This is a genomic window from Streptomyces sp. CBMA123, assembly GCF_014596465.1.
Taxonomy (GTDB): Bacteria; Actinomycetota; Actinomycetes; order Streptomycetales; family Streptomycetaceae; genus Kitasatospora.
Genome location: NZ_MECK01000097.1, coordinates 1 through 18,275 on the forward strand (window position 1 = coordinate 1; position 18,275 = coordinate 18,275).

The window sequence follows — 18,275 nt, forward strand, 5'->3', positions numbered from 1 at the left end:
CGGGCGCACCAGCGCGGGGGCCATGCCGACCAGCCAGGCGAGTGCGGCGCCGAGCGCGGCGAGCGCCAGGTGCGGCGGCAGGTCGGCCGGGCGCTGGGGGACGAAGGCGCAGCCGGCGGTGGTGAAGGTGATGATCAGGCTGCCGGGCGGGCCGATCCGGGCGGCGTCGCAGCACAGCTTGTGCAGTGCGGCGAGCACGGCGGCCACCGCGACCAGCGTGGCGGCGTCGCGGGTCAGCGCGGCGGCGGTGAGGGCTGCGGCGGTGCTGAGCACGGTGCCGAGCAGGACGCCGGCCAGGGTGCGGGCCCGGGCGCGGTAGGGCAGCCCGTGTCCGTACAGCGCGCCGAGTCCGCCGGCCGAGGTGTAGAGGGCGAGGTCGAGCCAGCCGAGGGCGAACAGGGTGAGGTTGAGGGTGCCGAGGGTGACCACGGCGCTGAGTGCGGGCTTGTGCCAGATGTCGCCGGGCGGGCCGACCCGGAGTGCCTGCCGGAACTGGGCGGTTGGGGCCATACGAAAAGATTAGCAGGTAATTTACCCGTAAAGCATGTGCGCGCAAGACGGGCCCGTAGGGGCTCGCCGGGGTCCTCGAAACTCGTCGGAGGAAATCCCCGCCGGAGCGATGAGTTCTGCGGCGAACCCCGGTCTACCCCCATGACCGACTCGTCCGACCGAAGGAACACCCATGAGCACCGTGGTCTCCACCGACGGCACCACCATCGCCTGCACCGTCACCGGCTCCGGCCCGGCCGTCGTCCTGGTGGACGGGGCGATCGGCCACCGCGGCTTCGACCCGGGCGTCGCGGTCGCCGAGCAGCTCTCGGCCCACCACACCGTGTGGGCCTACGACCGGCGCGGCCGCGGCGGCAGCGGGGACACCGCGCCGTTCGCCGTGGAGCGCGAGATCGAGGACCTGGCGGCCGTGATCGCGGCGACCGGCGGCTCGGCCGCGGTCTTCGGCACTTCCTCTGGCGCCGCACTCGCCCTGCGGGCCGCCGCGGCGGGCGTCGGGATGAGCCGACTCGCCGTCTACGAGCCGCCGTTCAGCACGGAGGAGGAGCGGAGCGAGCAATTCGTCGGGTACGTCGCCGAGTTGGAGGCGGCGATCGCCGAGGGGCGGCGCGGGGACGCCGTCGCGGCCTTCATGGCCTTCGTCGGGATGCCCGGCGAGATGGTGGAGGGGATGCGTCACGCCCCGGTGTGGCCGGTGTTCGAGGCGGTCGCGCCGACCCTGGCGTACGACGCGGCGGCGCTCGGCGGGCGGACCGGCGGGACGGTACCGACCGGACTGCTGGCCACGATCGCCGTGCCCACCCTGGTCCTGGACGGCGGCGCCAGCCCGGAGCTGCTGCGGGCTCCCGCCCGCGCGGTGGCCGGGGCGGTGCCGGGCGCCGCGTACCGGACGCTGGCCGACCAGACCCACGAGGTGGCGGCCGAGGTCCTGGTGCCGGAGCTGCTGACGTTCTTCGCCTGAGGCGGAGAGCCGGGGAACCGGGGAACCGGGGAACCGGGGAACCGGGGAACCGGGGAACCGGGGAACCGGGGAACCGGGGAACCGGGGAACCGGGGAACCGGGGAACCGGGGAACCGTACGCCCCCGTTCACCGGCGCGCTCTAGTCTTCCGACCGTCTGACGACCGGAGAAAGAGGACGCATGGACGGGGACTTCACGGACTTCGCGGACATTCCCACCACCACCCTGGCGGACGTCCTGGGCCGCGCCCAGGTGATGGACATCGGTCTGCGTCCGCTGTGGACGGGCATGCCCCGGGTGGCCGGACCGGCCTACACCGTGCAGTGCCCGCCCGGCGACAACCTGATTGCTGCACGCCGCGATCTACCGGGCCGAGCCCGGCTCGGTGATCGTGGTGGAGTCCGGTGACCTGGACTACGCGTTGGCCGGCGGCAACGTCTGCGCCGTGGCCCAGCGCCGGGGCGTCGCCGCCTTCGTGGCCGACGGCCTGATCCGGGACCTCGGCGAGGTGCGGGAGCTGGGCTTCCCGGTGGTCGCCCGGGGCGTCATCCCGATCCCCGGGGCGAAGCAGCGGCTGGGCAGCCACGGTGCCCCCGTGCGCTGCGGCGGCGTGCTGGTGGCGCCCGACGACATCGTGGTGGCCGACGAGGAGGGTGTCGTGGTGGTGCCCGCCGCCGAGCGGGCCGGCACCCTGGCGGCGGCCCGGGCGAAGCTGGCCAAGGAGGCCGCCGAGACCCTGGACGACTGGGAGGCCGCCCACCGCGCCCGGATCGACCAGAGCCTCGCCGAGCTGGGCTTCACCGGCTGAGAACGACCGGTACGGCGTGGGGACGACCGGCGCGACGGCGGAACGACCGGTAGGGAATCGGAACGGCCGGGGTGCGGCCCGAGGGCGATCAGTACAGCCCGTTCAGCTCCCCGAAGCCGAGCGCCCCGTCGAGCTCCGTCAGCGTCCCGGCGCCGAGCAGTTCGACGGCGGCCCGGTGGGCAACGGTGTACGCGGCCTGGGCCAGACCGGTGCCGACGCTGACTCGCCGCACCCCCGTGGCGGCGAGTTCGGCGACGGTCGGCCCGCCCGCCCCGGCCATGGCGTTCACCGGCAGCGGGGAGCGCCGGCACAGCTCGGTGAGGGCGTCGAGGTCCAGCAGCCCGGGGACGAACAGGCCGTCGGCGCCCGCCTCGGCGTAGGCCTCGGCCCGGGCCAGTACGTCGTCGAGCCCGCCCAGGCCGAACAGGAAGACGTCGGTACGGGCGTTGACCAGCAGTTCGGGGAGCCCGGCCGCCGCGGCCGCCGTCCGGGCCGCGCGCAGCCGTCCGGCCTGCTCGGCGACCGGGAACAGCGGCCCGCCGACGGCCGTGGAGTCCTCCAGGTTGACCCCGGCCACGCCGGCGCCGACCAGCTCGGTGACGGTCGCGGCCACGTCGGCGGGCAGCGGCCCGTACCCGCCCTCGGCGTCGACGGTGACCGGCAGGTCCACCGCGGCGACGACCCGGCGGGCCGCCGCGACCGCCGCCGCCCGGTCCATCCGCTGGCCGTCGCCGTGCCCGAGCGACCAGGAGACACCGCCGCTGGTGGTGGCGATCGCCCGGGCGCCGGCCGAGGCGATCACCGCGGCGCTGCCCGCGTCCCAGGCGTTGGGCAGGACGAGCACGCCCTCCGCGAGGAGTTCGCGCAGCCGCAGTGCCCGTTCGCGGGCCTCGGGGGTGGTGGACATGACGGGTCACCGGCTTTCGTACGGATCGGTGGGGACTCAGGCATCCTGCGCCCAGTCGCGCGTCGGCCACCAGTGTTTAAGCTGGGGCCGAATCTTCTGAAGGAGGGTTGCAGGTGCGGACGGAACTCCACTTCTCTGCCCAGGACTTGGCGCTGACCCGGTTCGCCGTCAGCCCGATGCAGGAGGTGGTGACCAGCCTGCGCGCCCTCGCCCACTCCCCCGCCCCGGCACTGCACCGCCGCTGGGCCGGCCAGGTCCGCGAGCGGCTGGCCGCCGCCGGACTGGACCGGGGCCGGCTGGCCGCGATGGTCCCGCCCGACGGCCACCTGCCCGACTTCCTCAACCCCGCCCCGGCCGGCTTCTCCCCCACCCTCGCCGAGGAACTGGCCGCGATCACCACGACCAGCGAAGGGCAGGTCCGGGCCGACCTCGACATCGTGGCCGCCGAGGCCGGCGGCCGGCTCCCGGCCGTACTGGCGCCGCTGCACCGCGACCCGGCCGGCCAGCTGCCCCGGCTGGCCGCCGAGATCGAGGCCTACTGGGAGCTGGCGCTCGCCCCGTACTGGGCCCGGATCCGGGCGCTGCTGGCCGCGGACGTCTTCCACCGCTCCCGGCAGGCCGCCGAGCACGGCACCGCGCGGATGCTGGACGAACTGCACGAGACGGTCCGCTGGGACGGCACCGCGCTGCGGCTGGAGCGCCGGCACTGCGCCGTGGCCCGGCTGACCGCCGGCGCCGGGCTGCTGCTCCTGCCCTCGGCCTTCGCCTGGCCACGGGTGCTCACCCGGGTGCTGCCGCCGGACCCGCCGCAGCTGATCTACCCGGCGCGCGGCACGGCCGCGCTCTGGGAGGAGCGCCCGGGCTCGGCGGCGCGCACCGACGCGCTGGCCGCCGTCCTCGGCCGGTCCCGGGCCCGGCTGCTGGCCGAGCTGGACTCCCCGGCCTCGACCAGCGAACTGGCCAGCCGGACCGGACTGTCGCCGGCGGCTGTCTCCCAGCACCTCACCGCCCTGCGCGCCGCGGGCCTGACCAGCGCCCACCGGGCCGGGCACGCCGTCCTCTCCGCCCGCACCGCGGTGGGCGACTCCCTGTTCGATCCGGACGGCCGGTAGCACGACCGGGCGACGGCCGCCGGGCACCCCGCCCCGTGACCCGCCGGTACGAATGGCCCCGCACCGCACACCCCGATACACCCCCTCCTCATATGATCGGAGCGACATGCGCCATGCTTGGTGATGCAGAACACTGAACGGAACTTGCGCCGGACGGCCCACCCGCCGGACGGCCGAGAAGGAGGAAGCACGTGGACGACGTTCTGCGGCGCGCCGCACTCTTCGCGGCACTCGACGACGAACAGGCCGGCGAGCTGCGCGCTTCCATGACCGAGGTCACCCTCGCCCGTGGTGAGTCGCTGTTCCACGAGGGCGACCCGGGCGACCGGCTGTACGTCGTCGCCGAGGGCAAGGTCAAGCTGCACCGCGCCTCGCCGGACGGCCGCGAGAACATGCTCGCCGTGCTCGGCCCCAGCGAGATGATCGGCGAACTGTCGCTGTTCGACCCGGGCCCGCGCACCGCCACCGCCAGCGCGCTGACCGAGGTCAAGCTGCTCGGCCTCGGCCACGGCGACCTGCAGCCCTGGCTGCACGCCCGCCCCGAGGTGTCCATCGCGCTGCTCCGGGCCATCGCCCGCCGACTGCGCCGGACCAACGACGTGATGTCCGACCTGGTCTTCTCCGACGTGCCCGGCCGCGTCGCCAAGGCCCTGCTGGACCTCTCCCGCCGCTTCGGCGTGCAGTCCGAGGAGGGCATCCACGTCGCCCACGACCTCACCCAGGAGGAGCTGGCCCAGCTGGTCGGCGCCTCCCGCGAGACGGTCAACAAGGCGCTCGCCGACTTCGCCGGCCGCGGCTGGCTGAAGCTGGAGGCGCGCGCGGTGGTCCTGCTGGACGTCGAGCGACTGTCCCGCCGCTCGCGCTGACACCGTACGAACGCCGGAGGGCCCGTCGCGATCACTGCGACGGGCCCTCCGGCGTGCGCGGGCACGGCCGAGGGGGTCAGTCCTGGTCCGGGATCAGCCCGTGCTCCGCCAGGTACTCCAGCTGGGCCCGCACCGACAACTCGGCGGCCGGCCAGAGCGCCCGGTCCACGTCGGCGTAGACCCGGGCGACCACATCGGCGGCCGTCCGGCAGCCCGCCTCCACCGCGGTCTCCACCTGGGCGAGCCGGTTCGCCCGGTGGGCCAGGTAGTAGTCGACGGCGCCGAGCGCGTCCGCGAGCACCGGGCCGTGACCGGGCAGCACCGTCCGCACGCCGTGCGCGGAGGCCATCGTGTGCAGGTGACGCAGCGAGTCCAGGTAGTCCCCGAGCCGGCCGTCCGGATGGGCGACCATCGTGGTGCCGCGGCCGAGCACGGTGTCCCCGGTGAGGACCGCGCCGTCGTCCGGCAAGTGGAAGGTCAGCGAGTCCGAGGTGTGGCCCGGGGTGGCGACCACCCGCAGGTCGAGGCCGCCGACATCCAGGCGCTGACCGCCCACCAGGCCCTCGGAGCCCAACCGGTGCGCCGGATCCAGGGCACGCACCTCGCTGCCGGTCAGCTCGGCGAAGCGGACCGCGCCCTCCGAGTGGTCGGCGTGGCCGTGGGTCAGCAGGGTGAGCACGACCCGCTTGCCGCGCTCCTCGGCGAGGTCGACCACCCGGCGCAGATGGCCCTCGTGCAGCGGTCCCGGGTCGATCACCACCGCGAGGTCCGAGCCGGGCTCGGAGAGCAGCCAGGTGTTGGTGCCGTCCAGCGTCATCGGCGACGGGTTCGGCGCCAGCACGCACAGCGCCCGGGCAGTGGCCTCGCCGCCGACCTCGGCGGCGGGGTCACCCGGCAGGAGCCCGCTCATGCGCCCACCTCGCTGCGCTCGGCAGGCGCTTCGCGCAACGCCCACCCCTCGACGGTTCGCTCGCTCCGCTCGTTCACAAGCCCACCTCGCCACGCTCGGCAGGCGCTTCGCGCAACGCCCACCCCTCGACGGTTCGCTCGCTCCGCTCGTTCACAAGCCCACCTCGCCACGCTCGGCAGGCGCTTCGCGCAACGCCCACCCCTCGACGGTTCGTCCGCTCACCGGCCGCCCTCGCCGTCACGGTGCAGGGCCCGCAGTGGCAGGGCCCGGACGAGGGCGCGCTGGGCGACCTCGACGAATGGGACCGGACCGTCGCAGGCGGGAGAACGGCGGATCAGTCGGCGCGCGGGCAGCTCGGGGGCCGTCCGGCGAGCCACGTCGTTGTGGTCCATCGGGTGTCGGTCCTTCCTGGTCGGCGTTGTCGTGCGGGTCGGATGAGGTGTCGGATGGGATGTGTCGGATGGGATGCGTCGGACGGGGTGTGTCGGCCGGGGTGTGGGGTCAGGGTGTGGGGTCAGGATCCCTCGGCGGGGAACTCCCCGTCGATGGTCAGCTCGTCGTACCCGGGCCAGCGGACCGTCATCCGGTCGCCGCGGACCTCGGCCCGGCCCAGTACCGGCTCCAGCACCCGGTCGGCGGCCACGGCCAGCGCCTCGGCGGCCGACCGGACGTCTGACAGCTCGCGCAGCACCGTCACCGTCGGCGGCAGCATGCCGAACCGGCCCTCCCGGTGGCCCCGGACCGCCTCGGCAGGCGTCAGCCAGGCGACCCGGTCGGCCTCGCCGACCTCCAGCGCCGCGCGCTGGCCGGCCGGCAGGGCGGCGACGAAGAACCAGGTGTCGTAGCGCCGCTCCTCGAACTCCGGGGTGATCCAGCGGGCCCAGCCGCCCAGCAGGTCACTACGCAGCACCAGGCCGTGGTCCCGCAGGAACTCGGCGAAGGACAGCTCGTGCGCCTCCAGCGCGGCCCGCTCCGCGGACCAGTCGCGCGGCGCGGCGACGCTCTCCGCGTCCGGGCCGGCCAGCAGCACGCCGGCCTCCTCGAAGGTCTCGCGCACGGCGGCGCACACCACCGCCCGCGCCGTCCGGGCGTCCACCCCCAGCCGCCGCGCCCACTCCTCGGGCGACGGCCCGGCCCAGCCGGGCTCGACCTCGGCGTCGCGCGGGTCCACCCCACCGCCCGGGTAGGCGTACATCCCGGCTGCGAAGGCCATCGAGGTACGACGGCGCAGCAGGTAGGCCTCCGGCCCGTCGGCGCGGTCGCGCAGCAGCACGACCGTCGCGGCGGGCTTGGCCACCGCCGGGGTGAGCAGGCCGGAGTCGACCGCCCGGATCCGGGCGGGCCAACCGGGCGGCATCGGGAGCGTCGTTGCTCGATGGTCCATGCCCGGATGCTAAGCGCACGAAGGCGGGGTTGGACAGGCCCGACCCCGCCTTCGCGATCACACTCAGGCGTTCTTGACGCGCACCTGGATCTCGACCTCGACCGGGGCGTCCAGCGGCAGCACCGCGACGCCGACCGCGCTGCGGGCGTGCACACCGGCCTCGCCCAGCACCTTGCCGAGCAGCTCGCTGGCGCCGTTGATCACGCCGGGCTGGCCGGTGAAGTCGGGGGCGGAGGCCACGAAGCCGACGACCTTCACGACCCGCTCGATCCGGTCCAGGTCACCGATCACCGACTTCACGGCGGCCAGGGCGTTCAGCGCGCAGGTCTGCGCGAGCTCCTTGGCCTCCTCCGGGGACACCTCCGCACCGACCTTGCCGGTGCTCGGCAGCTTGCCGCCGACGACCGGCAGCTGGCCGGAGGTGAACACGAACTCACCGGACTGCACGGCCGGCACGTACGCGGCGACCGGGGCGGCCACCGGCGGCAGGGTCAGACCCAGCTCGGCGAGCTTCGACTCGACCTGGCTCATGCGTTCTTCTCCCGCTTGAAGTAGGCCACCAGCTGCTCCGGGTTCGGGCCGGGCACGACCTGGACGAGCTCCCAGCCGTCCTCGCCGAAGTTGTCCAGGATCTGCTTGGTGGCGTGCACGAGCAGGGGCGCCGTCATGTATTCCCACTTGGTCATGGCCAGACTCTAGACGAGCCGTCCCGGCGATCGCCGCCGCCCACCGACCGGCGTGTGAGGTGGAACACAAAGGGGGCATGATTCGGTCCCCGCGCCCCAGGTGCTCCGGGCATCGGGCGCGCTCCCTGGTTACCCTCGCGAGAGGGCGTCCTCGTGCGGGGGCACCCCCGTGGAGGGGCGTCCGCACGGAGGGGCATCCTCATGGAGGGGCATCCCCGTCCGCGATCGGTCACCCCGGCAGGGGCACCTCGCGGGAGAGGGCGCCCGTAGGGACGGAGACGGACGGAGACGCAGCGTGGCACGCACCCCCGGCCAGGCGGCCCGGCGCGACCCCGACTGGGAGGGGGTCCGGCTGCACGTGGTCAGCGGCAAGGGCGGCACCGGGAAGACCACGCTGGCCGCCGCGCTGGCCCTGGCCCTGGCCGCCGAGGGCGGCCGGGTGCTGCTGATCGAGGTCGAGGGGCGGCAGGGCATCGCCGAACTGTTCGGGATCGCCGCGCTCCCGTACGAGGAGCGCCGGATCGCCTCGGTCTCCCGCCCCCAGCTGGGGCTGCCGGCCGGGGAGGGCGGGCCCGGCGAGGTCCTCGCGCTGGCGATCGACACCGAGCAGGCGCTGCTCGAGTACCTGGAGATGTTCTACAAGCTCGGCCGGGCCGGCAAGGCGCTGCAGAAGGTCGGCTTCGTCGACTTCGCCACCACCATCGCCCCCGGTGTGCGGGACGTGCTGCTCACCGGCAAGGCCTGCGAGGCGGCCCGCCGCAAGGGCCCGGACGGGCGGCGCCGGTACGACGCGGTGGTGATGGACGCCCCGCCGACCGGGCGGATCACCCGCTTCCTGAACGTCAACTCCGAGGTCGCCGGGCTGGCCCGGATCGGCCCGATACACACCCAGGCGCAGGCCGTGATGCGGGTGCTGCGGTCCCCGGAGACCGCCGTGCACCTGGTCACCCTGCTGGAGGAGATGCCGGTGCAGGAGACGGTCGACGGCATCGCGGAGCTGCGCGAGGCGAAGCTGCCGGTGGGCGGGGTGATGGTCAACATGGTCCGGCCGCCGGTGCTGGACGCGGCCGCGGTCGCCGCAGTGGACGGGGACCACCGGGAGGAGGTGGCCCTGGCCCTCGGCGAGGCCGGGCTGGGGGGCCGCTCGCGCAAGGCGGAGACGGTCCGGACGGCGGTGGAGCCGCTGATCGATCCGCTGCTGGAGCAGGCCAGGGAGCACGCCGAGCGGGTCGAGCTGGAGCGCGAACAGCGCGCCGACCTGCAGCAGCTGCGGCTCCCGACGTACGAACTCCCGTTGCTGGGCGAGGGCGTGGACCTCGGCGGGCTGTACCGGCTGGCGGGCGAACTGAAGCGGCAGGGGGCGGCATGACTCCGGCGAACGGCGGCACGGCTTCGGGCAAGGGCGGCACGGCCTCCGCGCACGATGGCGGGACCGCGCGAAGCGGTGGCGCGGCCGCGGCGAGCGGCGGTGTGCGGGGCACCGGCAGCCGGCTCGCGGTGGACGAGCTGATCGACAGTCCGAAGACCAGGATCATCGTCTGCTGCGGCTCCGGCGGCGTCGGCAAGACCACCACCGCCGCGGCGATCGGCCTGCGGGCCGCCGAACGCGGCCGCAAGGTCGTGGTACTGACCATCGACCCGGCCCGACGGCTCGCCCAGTCGATGGGTCTGACCGAGCTGGACAACACCCCCCGGGTGGTCGAGGGGGTGGCCGGGGACGGCCGGCTCCACGCCATGATGCTCGACATGAAGCGGACCTTCGACGAGGTCGTGCTGGCCCACGCCGAGCCCGAACGGGCCAAGGCGATCATGGAGAACCCCTTCTACCAGTCCCTGTCGGCCGGCTTCGCGGGCACCCAGGAGTACATGGCGATGGAGAAGCTCGGGCAGCTGCGCGCCGCCGAGGAGTGGGACCTCATCGTCGTGGACACCCCGCCGTCCCGCTCGGCGCTGGACTTCCTGGACGCCCCCAACCGGCTCGGGTCCTTCCTGGACGGCCGGGTGATCCGCATCCTGACCGCGCCGGCCAAGGTCGGCGGCCGTAGCGCGATGCGGTTCCTCAACGCCGGGATGGGCCTGCTCACCGGCGCCCTGGGCAAGATCTTCGGCGCCCAGCTGCTCACCGACGTGCAGACTTTCGTCAGCGCGATGGACTCGATGTTCGGCGGCTTCCGGGAGCGCGCCGACCGCACCTACCAGCTGCTGAAGGCGCCCGGCACGGCGTTCCTGGTGGTGGCTGCGCCGGAGCGGGACGCGCTGCGCGAGGCGGCGTACTTCGTCGACCGGCTCGCCGCCGACCGGATGCCGCTGGCCGGGCTGGTGCTCAACCGGGTGCACAGCACGGGCGCCCCGCAGCTCACCGCGGAGCGGGCGCTGGCGGCCGCCGAGGCCCTGGAGGAGAACGGCTCGGAGCACTCCTCGCCCGAGGCGGAGCTGCTCGCGGCCGGGCTGCTGCGGCTGCACGCCGAGCGGATGCAGATCATGGGGCGCGAGCGGCGCACCCGGGACCGCTTCGTCTCGGTGTACCCGGACGTGCCGATCGTGGAGGTGGCGGCGCTGCCGGGCGACGTGCACGACCTGGACGGGCTGCGGGCCATCGGGGACCGGCTCAACGGCGCGGTGTAGTCCCGGCCGGAGCGGGATCGACCCGGAAGGGGACGGGCTCCCTCAGGGGGATCGAGCCGGGAGGGGACGGGCTCCCTCAGTAGGGTCACCCCCGGGAGGGGACGGGCTTCCCGGAACGGGATGAGCCCGGGCCGTGGGGTGCGGCCATCGCGGCCGAACCGGTGCGGCCGGGCTCAGCCCGCCTGGGCGTAGTCCGTCAGTATCACGCCGGTCGCGAGGGACTCCTCGTACTCGGTGCGGGCCGTCTCCAGCAGCCTCCGCCAGGAGATGACCGTCGGGCGGCGGCGCAGCAGCGCACGGCGCTCGCGCTCCGTCATCCCGCCCCACACCCCGAACTCCACCCGGTTGTCCAGCGCGTCCGCGAGGCACTCCGTCCGGACGGGGCAACCGCTGCACACCGCCTTCGCCCGGTTCTGTGCCGCCCCCTGGACGAACAGTTCGTCCGGATCACTCGTGCGGCAGGCGGCCTGCGCACTCCAGTCGTCAACCCAGCCCATGCCGGCGCCGTCCTCTCCCGATGATTCGAGGCTCCCCCACGGCGGCAACGGCATATTCACCGTTGCCAGTTGAGGACGTTACGGAAGAAGGACTGCTTGCAACAGCCCCTTCGGGCTCAATCTCGAATGACCCGATCGGACTATGGGTATCGGTCATCTCACTCGTTGGAGTGATCGCAGGTCGCGGGCCTTGCCAGCCGCGAGGCCCCCACTCTCGCCGCAGGCGCCGTCACTGAGCGCAACCGTTCACTCGAACGCCACAGGGCCCAGCCGCCTCAAAACCCGTACAAGGGTGGGCAATTCGGGCAACTCTCTCCACTCACAAGAGTGAACGATGTTGACGCACCGAAGCTGTCGCAAGCTTGTGACAAGCCTAGGCGAACACCTGCCCCTATGTGCGGGAATCGGGGACGTAGGGTTCTCCTCATGGCACCGAAGCGCCCCCAGGCATCCCAGCCCCCAGGCAGTCCCGGAGCTCCGCGACGCAAGAGCGGCGGATCACCGATGGACCACGTCGGCAACGGCGTGAAGTTCCTGGGCGTCAGCGTGCTCTCCGGAGTCCTGCTGGCAGGACTCGCCCTGCCTGCCGTCGGCGCCATGGGGCTGACCGCCAAGGACACGGCGGAGAGCTTCCAGAACATCCCCGACGACTTCAAGACCCCGCCGCTCACCCAGGCCACCCAGATCTTCGACGCCAAGGGCGGCCTGATCGCCAAGGTCTACGAGCGCGACCGCACCGTCCTCAACGCCGACCAGATGTCGCCGTTCATGCGACACGCCCAGGTGGACATCGAGGACGCCCGGTTCTACGAGCACGGCGCCGTCGACCTCAAGGGCATCCTGCGCGCGGTCGGCAAGAACGCGGAGAGCGGCAGTGCCTCCCAGGGCGCCTCCACACTGACCCAGCAGTACGTGAAGAACGTCAACGTGGAGAAGGCCGGCGACGACCAGGCCGCCGTCCTGGAGGCCCAGCGCAAGACCCTGGGCCGCAAGATCCAGGAGCTCAAGGTCGCGATCAAGCTGGAGGAGGACCTGACCAAGGATCAGATCCTCACCAACTACCTCAACATCACCTTCTACGGCCACCAGGCCTACGGGGTCGAGGCCGCGTCCCAGCGCTACTTCAGCAAGAGCAACAAGGACCTGACCGTCGCCGAGGCCGCCACGCTGGCCGGCCTGGTCCAGAACCCGTCGCAGTACGACCCGGTGCGCTACCCCGACAACACGATCAAGCGCCGCAACGTCGTCATCGACAAGATGCTGGAGAACAAGCACATCACCGCCGACCAGGCGAAGGAGGCGAAGGCCGCCCCGCTGGGTCTGAAGTACAAGGACCCGCAGAACGGCTGCATCACCGCCCAGGCCGGCATGGGCTTCTTCTGCGACTACGTCCGCCACGTCGTCAAGCAGGACCCGGCCTTCGGCAAGAACGCCGACGACCGGAAGAAGCTGTGGGACACCGGCGGTCTGAACATCTACACCACGCTGGACCCGGACAAGCAGGCCGCCGCCCAGAACGCCGTCACCAAGAAGGTCAACGTGACCGACCAGGTGTCGGCCGCGGCGACCATGATGGAGCCCGGCACCGGCAAGATCCTGGCGATGGCCCAGACCCGCCCGTACGGCCTGGACCCGAACAAGAACCAGACCGTCGTCAACCTCAACGTCGACGCCTCGATGGGCGGCGGCAACGGCTTCCAGACCGGTTCGACCTTCAAGCCGATCCTCGCCGCGGCGGCGCTGGAGGCGGGCATGTCGAACACCCAGTCGTTCCCGTCCGAGAACAAGATCGACTACCCCCAGATGTCGACCTGCAACGGCACCTGGAAGAACACCGACAAGCCCAAGGCCACGGTGAAGAACGAGTCGGCCAGTGAGGTCGGCCCGTACGAGCTCAAGCAGGCCATGGCGCTCTCGGTCAACACCTACTTCGTGGAGATGGAGCAGCAGGTCGGCCTCTGCGCCATGAAGCAGATGGCCAACAAGGTGGGCATCACCCAGTCCGCGAAGGGCGACCAGTTCCAGGAGGTGCCCTCGATGGTCCTCGGCACCCTGGAGCTCTCCCCGCTGACCATGGCGAACGTCTACGCGACCTTCGCCGCCCGCGGCAAGTACTGCACCCCGATCGCGATCAACAAGATCACCACGGTGGACGGCAAGGACCTCAAGGTCCCGCAGTCCCAGTGCAACCAGGTCTTCTCCGAGCAGACCGCGGACTCGGTCAACACCGTGCTGCTCAACGTGACCGAGAAGGGCACCGCGGCCGCCCTCGGCCTCGACGACGGCCGCAAGATCGCCGGCAAGACCGGAACCACCGACGAGAAGAAGGCCGCCTGGTTCGACGGCTACACCCCGTCGCTGGCCACCGCGGTCTGGCTCGGCGGCCCGGCCGGCGGCGTCAAGATGAAGAACATCAACATCGGCGGCAAGCACTTCGACGAGGTGTTCGGCGCCGACGGCCCCGGCCCGATCTGGCAGATGGCCATGAACCAGGCACTCAAGGGCACGCCGCTGGAGCCCATCCAGACCACCAACATCCCGGACCCGCAGCCGGCCACTCCCCCCGCGGGCGCCACCCCGACCACCGACCCCAACGCCCCGCAGCAGCCGGCCGGCCAGAACCCGCCGCCGCCGCCCGCACAGGGCAACGGCAACGGGGCCGGCGGCCCCGGTGGGGTGATAGGAGGAGGGTTCACCCTCCCGCCCGGCATGATCGGCGGCGGCGGGAACGGCAACGGCGGCAAGCACGGCGGCGGCAACGGCTGACCTGGCCCGTCCCCGCAGACGGCGAAGGGGCGCCCTCCGGATGATCCGGAGGGCGCCCCTTCGATGTGTCGGCGGGCTGCCCGCAGCAGCGTGGCCTTCGCGGCGTACCGCTCAGACCAGCGCGGCCTTCACGGCGGCGGCCACCCGGCCGCCCTCGGCCAGACCGTCCACCTTCGGCTTCACCAGCTTCATCACGGCGCCCATCGCCTGCGGGCCGCTCGCCCCGCTCTCGGCCACCGCGGCGGCCACGATCGCGGCCAGCTCCTCGTCCGAGAGCTGCTTGGGCAGGTAGCCCGCCAGCAGCTCGCCCTCGGCCCGCTCACGCGCGGCCTGGTCGACCCGGCCGGCCTGGTCGAAGGCCTCGGCCGCCTCCCGGCGCTTCTTCGCCTCGCGGGCGATCACCCGCTGCACCTCGTCGTCGGACAGCTGGCGCTTCTCCTTGCCCGCCACCTCCTCCGCGGTGACAGCGGACAGCGTGAGCCGGATGGTGGACGAGCGCAGCTCGTCCCGGTCCCTGATGGCAGCCGTGAGGTCCTCCTGCAGCTGCGCCTTGAGCGTCGTCATGGCCACGAGTCTCCCACCTGGGGCGTACCGTCGCTTGCCATTAACCGCCGGCCGTCACCGCCGGGATCCGTCACCACCTACGCTGGTCACATGACCGCAGGAGACGGCGCCCCGGAACCCCCGACCGGTCTGGTCCTCACCGCCCCCGGCGGCACCCGCTTCCACGTCGATCCCGGCGCCCTCTGCCTCGAACTGCTCACCACCGGCGGCCCCGGCCCCTACGCCCGGCACGAGGCGCCGCACCACCCGGCCGACCTCACCCGCCGGCTCCCGCACTCCCGGCTCCCGCACTCCCGCCTGCGACTGCCCGCCGACACCGTACGGATCACCGCCGACCAGCTCACCGACACCCGCACCCTGCGCGACGCCCCCGGCGCCTCGCCGCCGCCACCTCCCGGCCCGGACGGCGCCGCTGGTGCTCCATGGAACGCTGCGGCAACCGCCACAAGGTCCGGGCCCTGCGCGCCCGGCGCGAGACCGGGCAGCCCCCGCCCGCACCCGCCCCGGAGACCGCGCCCCCGGCGGCCGACCGGCCGTTCACCACCTGATCCACCGTCTGAGAGCATGGGCTGATGCGACCGCTGTACTCCGTCCCCCTCGGTGTCGCCGCCGCCGGCGCCGCCTGCCTCGCCTACTCCGTCGGGTACGAGGTCCGTGCCTTCCGGCTCCGCCGGGTCGAGGTCCCCGTCCTGCCCCACGGCGCCAAGCCCATCCGGGTCCTCCAGGTGTCCGACATCCACATGGTGAGCGGACAGGGCAAGAAGCAGCGCTGGCTGCAGAGCCTGGCCGGGCTGCGCCCCGACCTGGTGGTCAACACCGGCGACAACCTCTCCGACCCGCTCGGCGTCCCGGCCACCCTCGACGCGCTCGGGCCGCTCATGGACTTCCCCGGCGTCTACGTCTTCGGATCCAACGACTACTACGGCCCCGCCCGCAAGAACCCCGCCCGCTACCTCCAGGCCATGCGCAGCGGCGTCCACGGCATGAACAACCCCGACGGCACCGGCAACCGCGGCATCTCCGGCGCCGTGCACAACCCCTGGGAGAAGCTCCGCGACGGCTTCGACGCGGCCGGCTGGCTCGACCTCACCAACACCCGCGGCCGCCTCACCGTCAACGGCCTCGACCTCGAGTTCACCGGCCTCGACGACCCGCACATCCGCCGCGACCGCTACGCCGAGGTCACCGGCGGCCCCTCCGCCGACGCCGACCTCTCCCTCGCTGTCGTCCACGCGCCCTACCTGCGCGTCCTCGACGCCTTCACCGCCGACCGCTACCCGCTGATCCTGGCCGGCCACACCCACGGCGGCCAGCTCTGCATCCCCTTCTACGGCGCCCTGGTCACCAACTGCGACCTCGACACCCGCCGCGTCAAGGGCCTCTCCACCCACCAGGCCGGCGGCCACCGCTCCTACCTCCACGTCTCCGCCGGCTGCGGCACCAACCGCTACACCCCGATCCGCTTCGCCTGCCCCCCGGAAGCCACCCTCCTCACCCTCACCCCCGCCGCCACCCCCCGCTGACCCCCACCGGACGCCCGCTCGAAACCGGATTTCGTGTCTCGGCGAGCGTCCGGTAGAGTTCTACTCGTCGCGAAGGAGACGGAGCGACAAACAGAAAGACCGGGGTGTGGCGCAGCTTGGTAGCGCGCTTCGTTCGGGACGAAGAGGCCGTGGGTTCAAATCCCGCCACCCCGACCCAGTAACACCAGCTCAGGGCCGGTGTCCCGCAAGGGACACCGGCCCTGACTGTTTCTCCCGGGGCGCTCTGGAGAATCCCGGGAGAAAGCCTCCGGGAAGGCGCTCTCCCGGGTTGTCACTGAGGCGCCCTCAGCGAGGCATCGAGAACCCCCACGGTCGGGCCGGGCGATACCGCCCGCCGAGTCCGTTGCCGTGTCCGGGGGCCGGGGAGCGGCCGGGACCACGAGCGACGTGATCGTCTTCGCCGGCGTGGGCGGCAGACCCGTGGCCGGGCCCGTACCAGAGGCAGAGCCGCGCTCGTGACCGGCTTGGGCCGCCGAGTGCCGGTGCGGGGCGTCCGTGGGCACGGGGAACCGCCGCCGCTCGCCGGTGACGGGCCCCTCCGGGGGGAGGAGTGCTGGTGGGAGCAGGACCGGTGCGGGCGGCGGCGGGTCAGAGGGTGGTGGGGAGGGCGGTGCGGGAGGTGATGCCGAGTTTGGGGTAGGCCTTGTAGAGGTGGTGGGCGACGGTGCGGGGGCTGAGGAAGAGTTGGGCGGCGATGTCGCGGTTGGTGAGGCCGGCGGCGGCGAGGCGGGCGATCTGGAGTTCCTGGGGGGTCAGGGGGTTCGGGGTGGTGTGGGGGGTCTGGGCCGGGGCGGGGGTACCGGTGGCGGAGAGTTCGGTGCGGGCGCGGGCGGCCCAGGGGTGGGCGGCGAGGCGGTCGAAGGTTTCCAGGGCGGCCGTGAGGTGGGGGCGGGCGTCGGTGCGGCGGCGGGTGCGGCGGAGCCATTCGCCGTAGAGGAGAGCGGTGCGGGCGTGTTCGAAGGGGCGGTGGGTGGTGGCGTGCAGGTCGAGGGCGGCGAGGTAGGCGGGTTCGGCGAGTTCGTCGGGGCCGAGCAGGGCCTGGCAGCGCAGGCGTAGGGCTTCGGCCCAGGGGCGGTCCGCGGCGCGGGTCCAGCGGGCGAAGCGTTCGTAGGGTTCGGCGGCGCGGTCCGGGGCGCCGAGGCGGACGGCGGCTTCGACCAGGTCGGGGACGGCGCGGGTGGCGCTGACGTGGTGCCGGTGGGGGCCGGTGGTGAGGGCGTGCAAGCGGTCGGCAGCGCCGGCGGCGCGGCCCTGGCCGAGGTCGAGCAGGGCGAGTGCCCAGTGGGCCCAGGGGCGGCCGGCGGCGGGGGCGGCGGTCTGCGGGCCGGTGGTGGCGAGGGCGGTGGTGGCCAGTTCGGTGCAGCGTTCGGTGCGGCCGTCGAGGGCGGCCAGGTAGGCGAGCAGGGCGCTGAGTTGGCTGACCCACTGGTGCTGGCCGGTGTCCTGGGCGAGGGCGAGGGCTTCGGTGGCGGTGAGTTCGGCGTCGGCGTGGCGGCCGTGGAAGAGTTCGGCCTCGGCGAGGAAGAACTGCAGGGTGGGCATCACCCCGAGGGTTCCCTTGGCGCGGGCTTCGGCGACGAGTTCGCCGCCGAGCTCGACGGTCTCCTCGTCGCGGCCGAGGACGAGGGTGGCGCCGCAGAGTTGGACCAGGTCGGCGGGGCTCTCTGCGCCGGCCCGGCGGGCGGCTTCGACGGCCTCCCGGGCGGGCGGCGGCGCGGCGGTGCCCCGGCCGAGGGCGGGGAGGACGGCGGCGGGCAGGTAGCGGGCGAGCGGGGCGAGGGGGTCGCCGGCGGGCAGGGGGAGGGCGGCGAGCCGGTCGAGGACCTCGGCGACCGGCTCCTCCCCGGCGTACCAGGCGGCGTGGAAGGCCTGGACCAGCATCCGGGCGGCGTGGGCGGGTTCGACGGCTTCGGCGGCCGCGGCGGTGCCGCCGGCGGCGAGCGCGAGGGCGGCGTCGGTCAGCAGCCGGTAGGCGGTCGGGTAGGAGCCGCGCCAGAAGTGCGCGGTGGCCCGGACGTGGTCCAGCAGGGCGTGGGCGAGGACGCTGTCGGTACGGCCGGCGGCCTCGTCGGCGAGTGCTTCGGCGCGCTCCAACTCGCCTTCCTCGGTGGCGGCTTCGGCGGCCAGCACGAGTC

17 protein-coding genes, 1 tRNA gene and 2 pseudogenes are annotated in these 18,275 nt (G+C 73.5%); 10 read left to right on the forward strand and 10 right to left on the reverse strand.

The genetic code is table 11. The annotated features are described in order from the left end of the window. Window positions 1–510 (reverse strand): annotated as a pseudogene (locus BG452_RS13830) (FUSC family protein); the annotation flags it as partial. Window positions 511–682: 172 nt separating this feature from the next. Between BG452_RS13830 and BG452_RS13835 the strand changes: the two are divergent. Together BG452_RS13835 and BG452_RS13840 are read left to right on the forward strand one after the other, a co-directional pair. After that, a complete protein-coding gene (locus tag BG452_RS13835; RefSeq protein ID WP_188304575.1) occupies window positions 683–1,471 on the forward strand; it encodes an alpha/beta fold hydrolase in 789 nt (262 codons plus the stop codon). Between the two features lie 180 nt (window positions 1,472–1,651). Beyond that, window positions 1,652–2,279 (forward strand): annotated as a pseudogene (locus BG452_RS13840) (RraA family protein). Between the two features lie 88 nt (window positions 2,280–2,367). Here the strand turns inward: BG452_RS13840 and BG452_RS13845 are convergent. Then, window positions 2,368–3,186: an isocitrate lyase/phosphoenolpyruvate mutase family protein gene (locus BG452_RS13845; RefSeq protein WP_188304576.1), complete on the reverse strand. Its 819-nt coding sequence runs from the start codon at window positions 3,184–3,186 to the stop codon at window positions 2,368–2,370. 107 nt (window positions 3,187–3,293) lie between these two features. Between BG452_RS13845 and BG452_RS13850 the strand changes: the two genes are divergently transcribed. Continuing rightward, complete coding sequence (locus tag BG452_RS13850; RefSeq protein ID WP_223242183.1) at window positions 3,294–4,298, forward strand: winged helix-turn-helix domain-containing protein; 1,005 nt, start codon at window positions 3,294–3,296, stop codon at window positions 4,296–4,298. 191 nt (window positions 4,299–4,489) lie between these two features. Next, window positions 4,490–5,164: a Crp/Fnr family transcriptional regulator gene (locus BG452_RS13855; RefSeq protein ID WP_030288117.1), complete on the forward strand. Its 675-nt coding sequence runs from the start codon at window positions 4,490–4,492 to the stop codon at window positions 5,162–5,164. A 76-nt stretch (window positions 5,165–5,240) separates the two neighbouring features. Here BG452_RS13855 and BG452_RS13860 read toward each other — a convergent pair whose 3' ends face one another. The 5 genes from BG452_RS13860 to BG452_RS13880 all read right to left on the reverse strand — a co-directional run bounded on the left by BG452_RS13860 (window position 5,241) and on the right by BG452_RS13880 (window position 8,144). After that, window positions 5,241–6,074, reverse strand: coding sequence for an MBL fold metallo-hydrolase (locus BG452_RS13860; RefSeq protein ID WP_188304577.1), 834 nt, complete (start codon window positions 6,072–6,074; stop codon window positions 5,241–5,243). A 218-nt stretch (window positions 6,075–6,292) separates the two neighbouring features. After that, window positions 6,293–6,466: a hypothetical protein gene (locus BG452_RS13865; RefSeq protein ID WP_188304578.1), complete on the reverse strand. Its 174-nt coding sequence runs from the start codon at window positions 6,464–6,466 to the stop codon at window positions 6,293–6,295. Window positions 6,467–6,588: 122 nt separating this feature from the next. Further along, window positions 6,589–7,458 (reverse strand): NUDIX hydrolase, encoded by an 870-nt coding sequence (locus tag BG452_RS13870; RefSeq protein WP_188304579.1) that lies wholly within the window; start codon window positions 7,456–7,458, stop codon window positions 6,589–6,591. Between the two features lie 63 nt (window positions 7,459–7,521). Then, window positions 7,522–7,989: a RidA family protein gene (locus BG452_RS13875; protein ID WP_188304580.1), complete on the reverse strand. Its 468-nt coding sequence runs from the start codon at window positions 7,987–7,989 to the stop codon at window positions 7,522–7,524. Beyond that, the gene (locus tag BG452_RS13880) at window positions 7,986–8,144 is read right to left on the reverse strand and encodes a DUF4177 domain-containing protein (RefSeq protein WP_094743074.1); all 159 of its coding nucleotides are present in this window, start codon (window positions 8,142–8,144) and stop codon (window positions 7,986–7,988) included. Before BG452_RS13880 ends, BG452_RS13875 begins: the two co-directional genes overlap by 4 nt. A gap of 295 nt (window positions 8,145–8,439) precedes the next feature. Between BG452_RS13880 and BG452_RS13885 the strand changes: the two genes are divergently transcribed. After that, window positions 8,440–9,513, forward strand: a complete 1,074-nt coding sequence (locus BG452_RS13885) for an ArsA-related P-loop ATPase (RefSeq protein WP_188304581.1) — start codon at window positions 8,440–8,442, stop codon at window positions 9,511–9,513. After that, window positions 9,510–10,769: an ArsA family ATPase gene (locus tag BG452_RS13890; protein WP_188304582.1), complete on the forward strand. Its 1,260-nt coding sequence runs from the start codon at window positions 9,510–9,512 to the stop codon at window positions 10,767–10,769. The genes BG452_RS13885 and BG452_RS13890 overlap by 4 nt, the downstream gene beginning before the upstream one ends. Window positions 10,770–10,942: 173 nt before the next feature. On the opposite strand, the gene BG452_RS13895 is transcribed toward BG452_RS13890, so the two are convergent. Beyond that, complete coding sequence (locus BG452_RS13895) at window positions 10,943–11,266, reverse strand: WhiB family transcriptional regulator (RefSeq protein WP_030240986.1); 324 nt, start codon at window positions 11,264–11,266, stop codon at window positions 10,943–10,945. A 504-nt stretch (window positions 11,267–11,770) separates the two neighbouring features. On the opposite strand from BG452_RS13895, the gene BG452_RS13900 reads away from it, so the two are divergent. Next, window positions 11,771–14,032 (forward strand): transglycosylase domain-containing protein, encoded by a 2,262-nt coding sequence (locus BG452_RS13900; protein WP_188304583.1) that lies wholly within the window; start codon window positions 11,771–11,773, stop codon window positions 14,030–14,032. A 111-nt stretch (window positions 14,033–14,143) separates the two neighbouring features. On the opposite strand, the gene BG452_RS13905 is transcribed toward BG452_RS13900, so the two are convergent. Continuing rightward, complete coding sequence (locus BG452_RS13905; RefSeq protein WP_188304584.1) at window positions 14,144–14,596, reverse strand: GatB/YqeY domain-containing protein; 453 nt, start codon at window positions 14,594–14,596, stop codon at window positions 14,144–14,146. 182 nt (window positions 14,597–14,778) lie between these two features. Here BG452_RS13905 and BG452_RS13910 point away from each other — a divergent pair, with 182 nt between their 5' ends. The 3 genes from BG452_RS13910 to BG452_RS13920 all read left to right on the forward strand — a co-directional run bounded on the left by BG452_RS13910 (window position 14,779) and on the right by BG452_RS13920 (window position 16,293). Then, window positions 14,779–15,144, forward strand: coding sequence for a CGNR zinc finger domain-containing protein (locus BG452_RS13910; protein ID WP_411292945.1), 366 nt, complete (start codon window positions 14,779–14,781; stop codon window positions 15,142–15,144). A 24-nt stretch (window positions 15,145–15,168) separates the two neighbouring features. Then, on the forward strand, window positions 15,169–16,119 hold the full coding sequence (locus BG452_RS13915; protein ID WP_188304585.1) for a metallophosphoesterase: 951 nt from the start codon (window positions 15,169–15,171) through the stop codon (window positions 16,117–16,119). A 100-nt stretch (window positions 16,120–16,219) separates the two neighbouring features. Further along, window positions 16,220–16,293 (forward strand) — tRNA-Pro (locus tag BG452_RS13920). A 435-nt stretch (window positions 16,294–16,728) separates the two neighbouring features. Here BG452_RS13920 and BG452_RS13925 read toward each other — a convergent pair. Next, a partial coding sequence (locus BG452_RS13925) for a helix-turn-helix domain-containing protein (protein WP_223242184.1) occupies window positions 16,729–18,275 on the reverse strand: 1,547 nt, incomplete at its 5' end.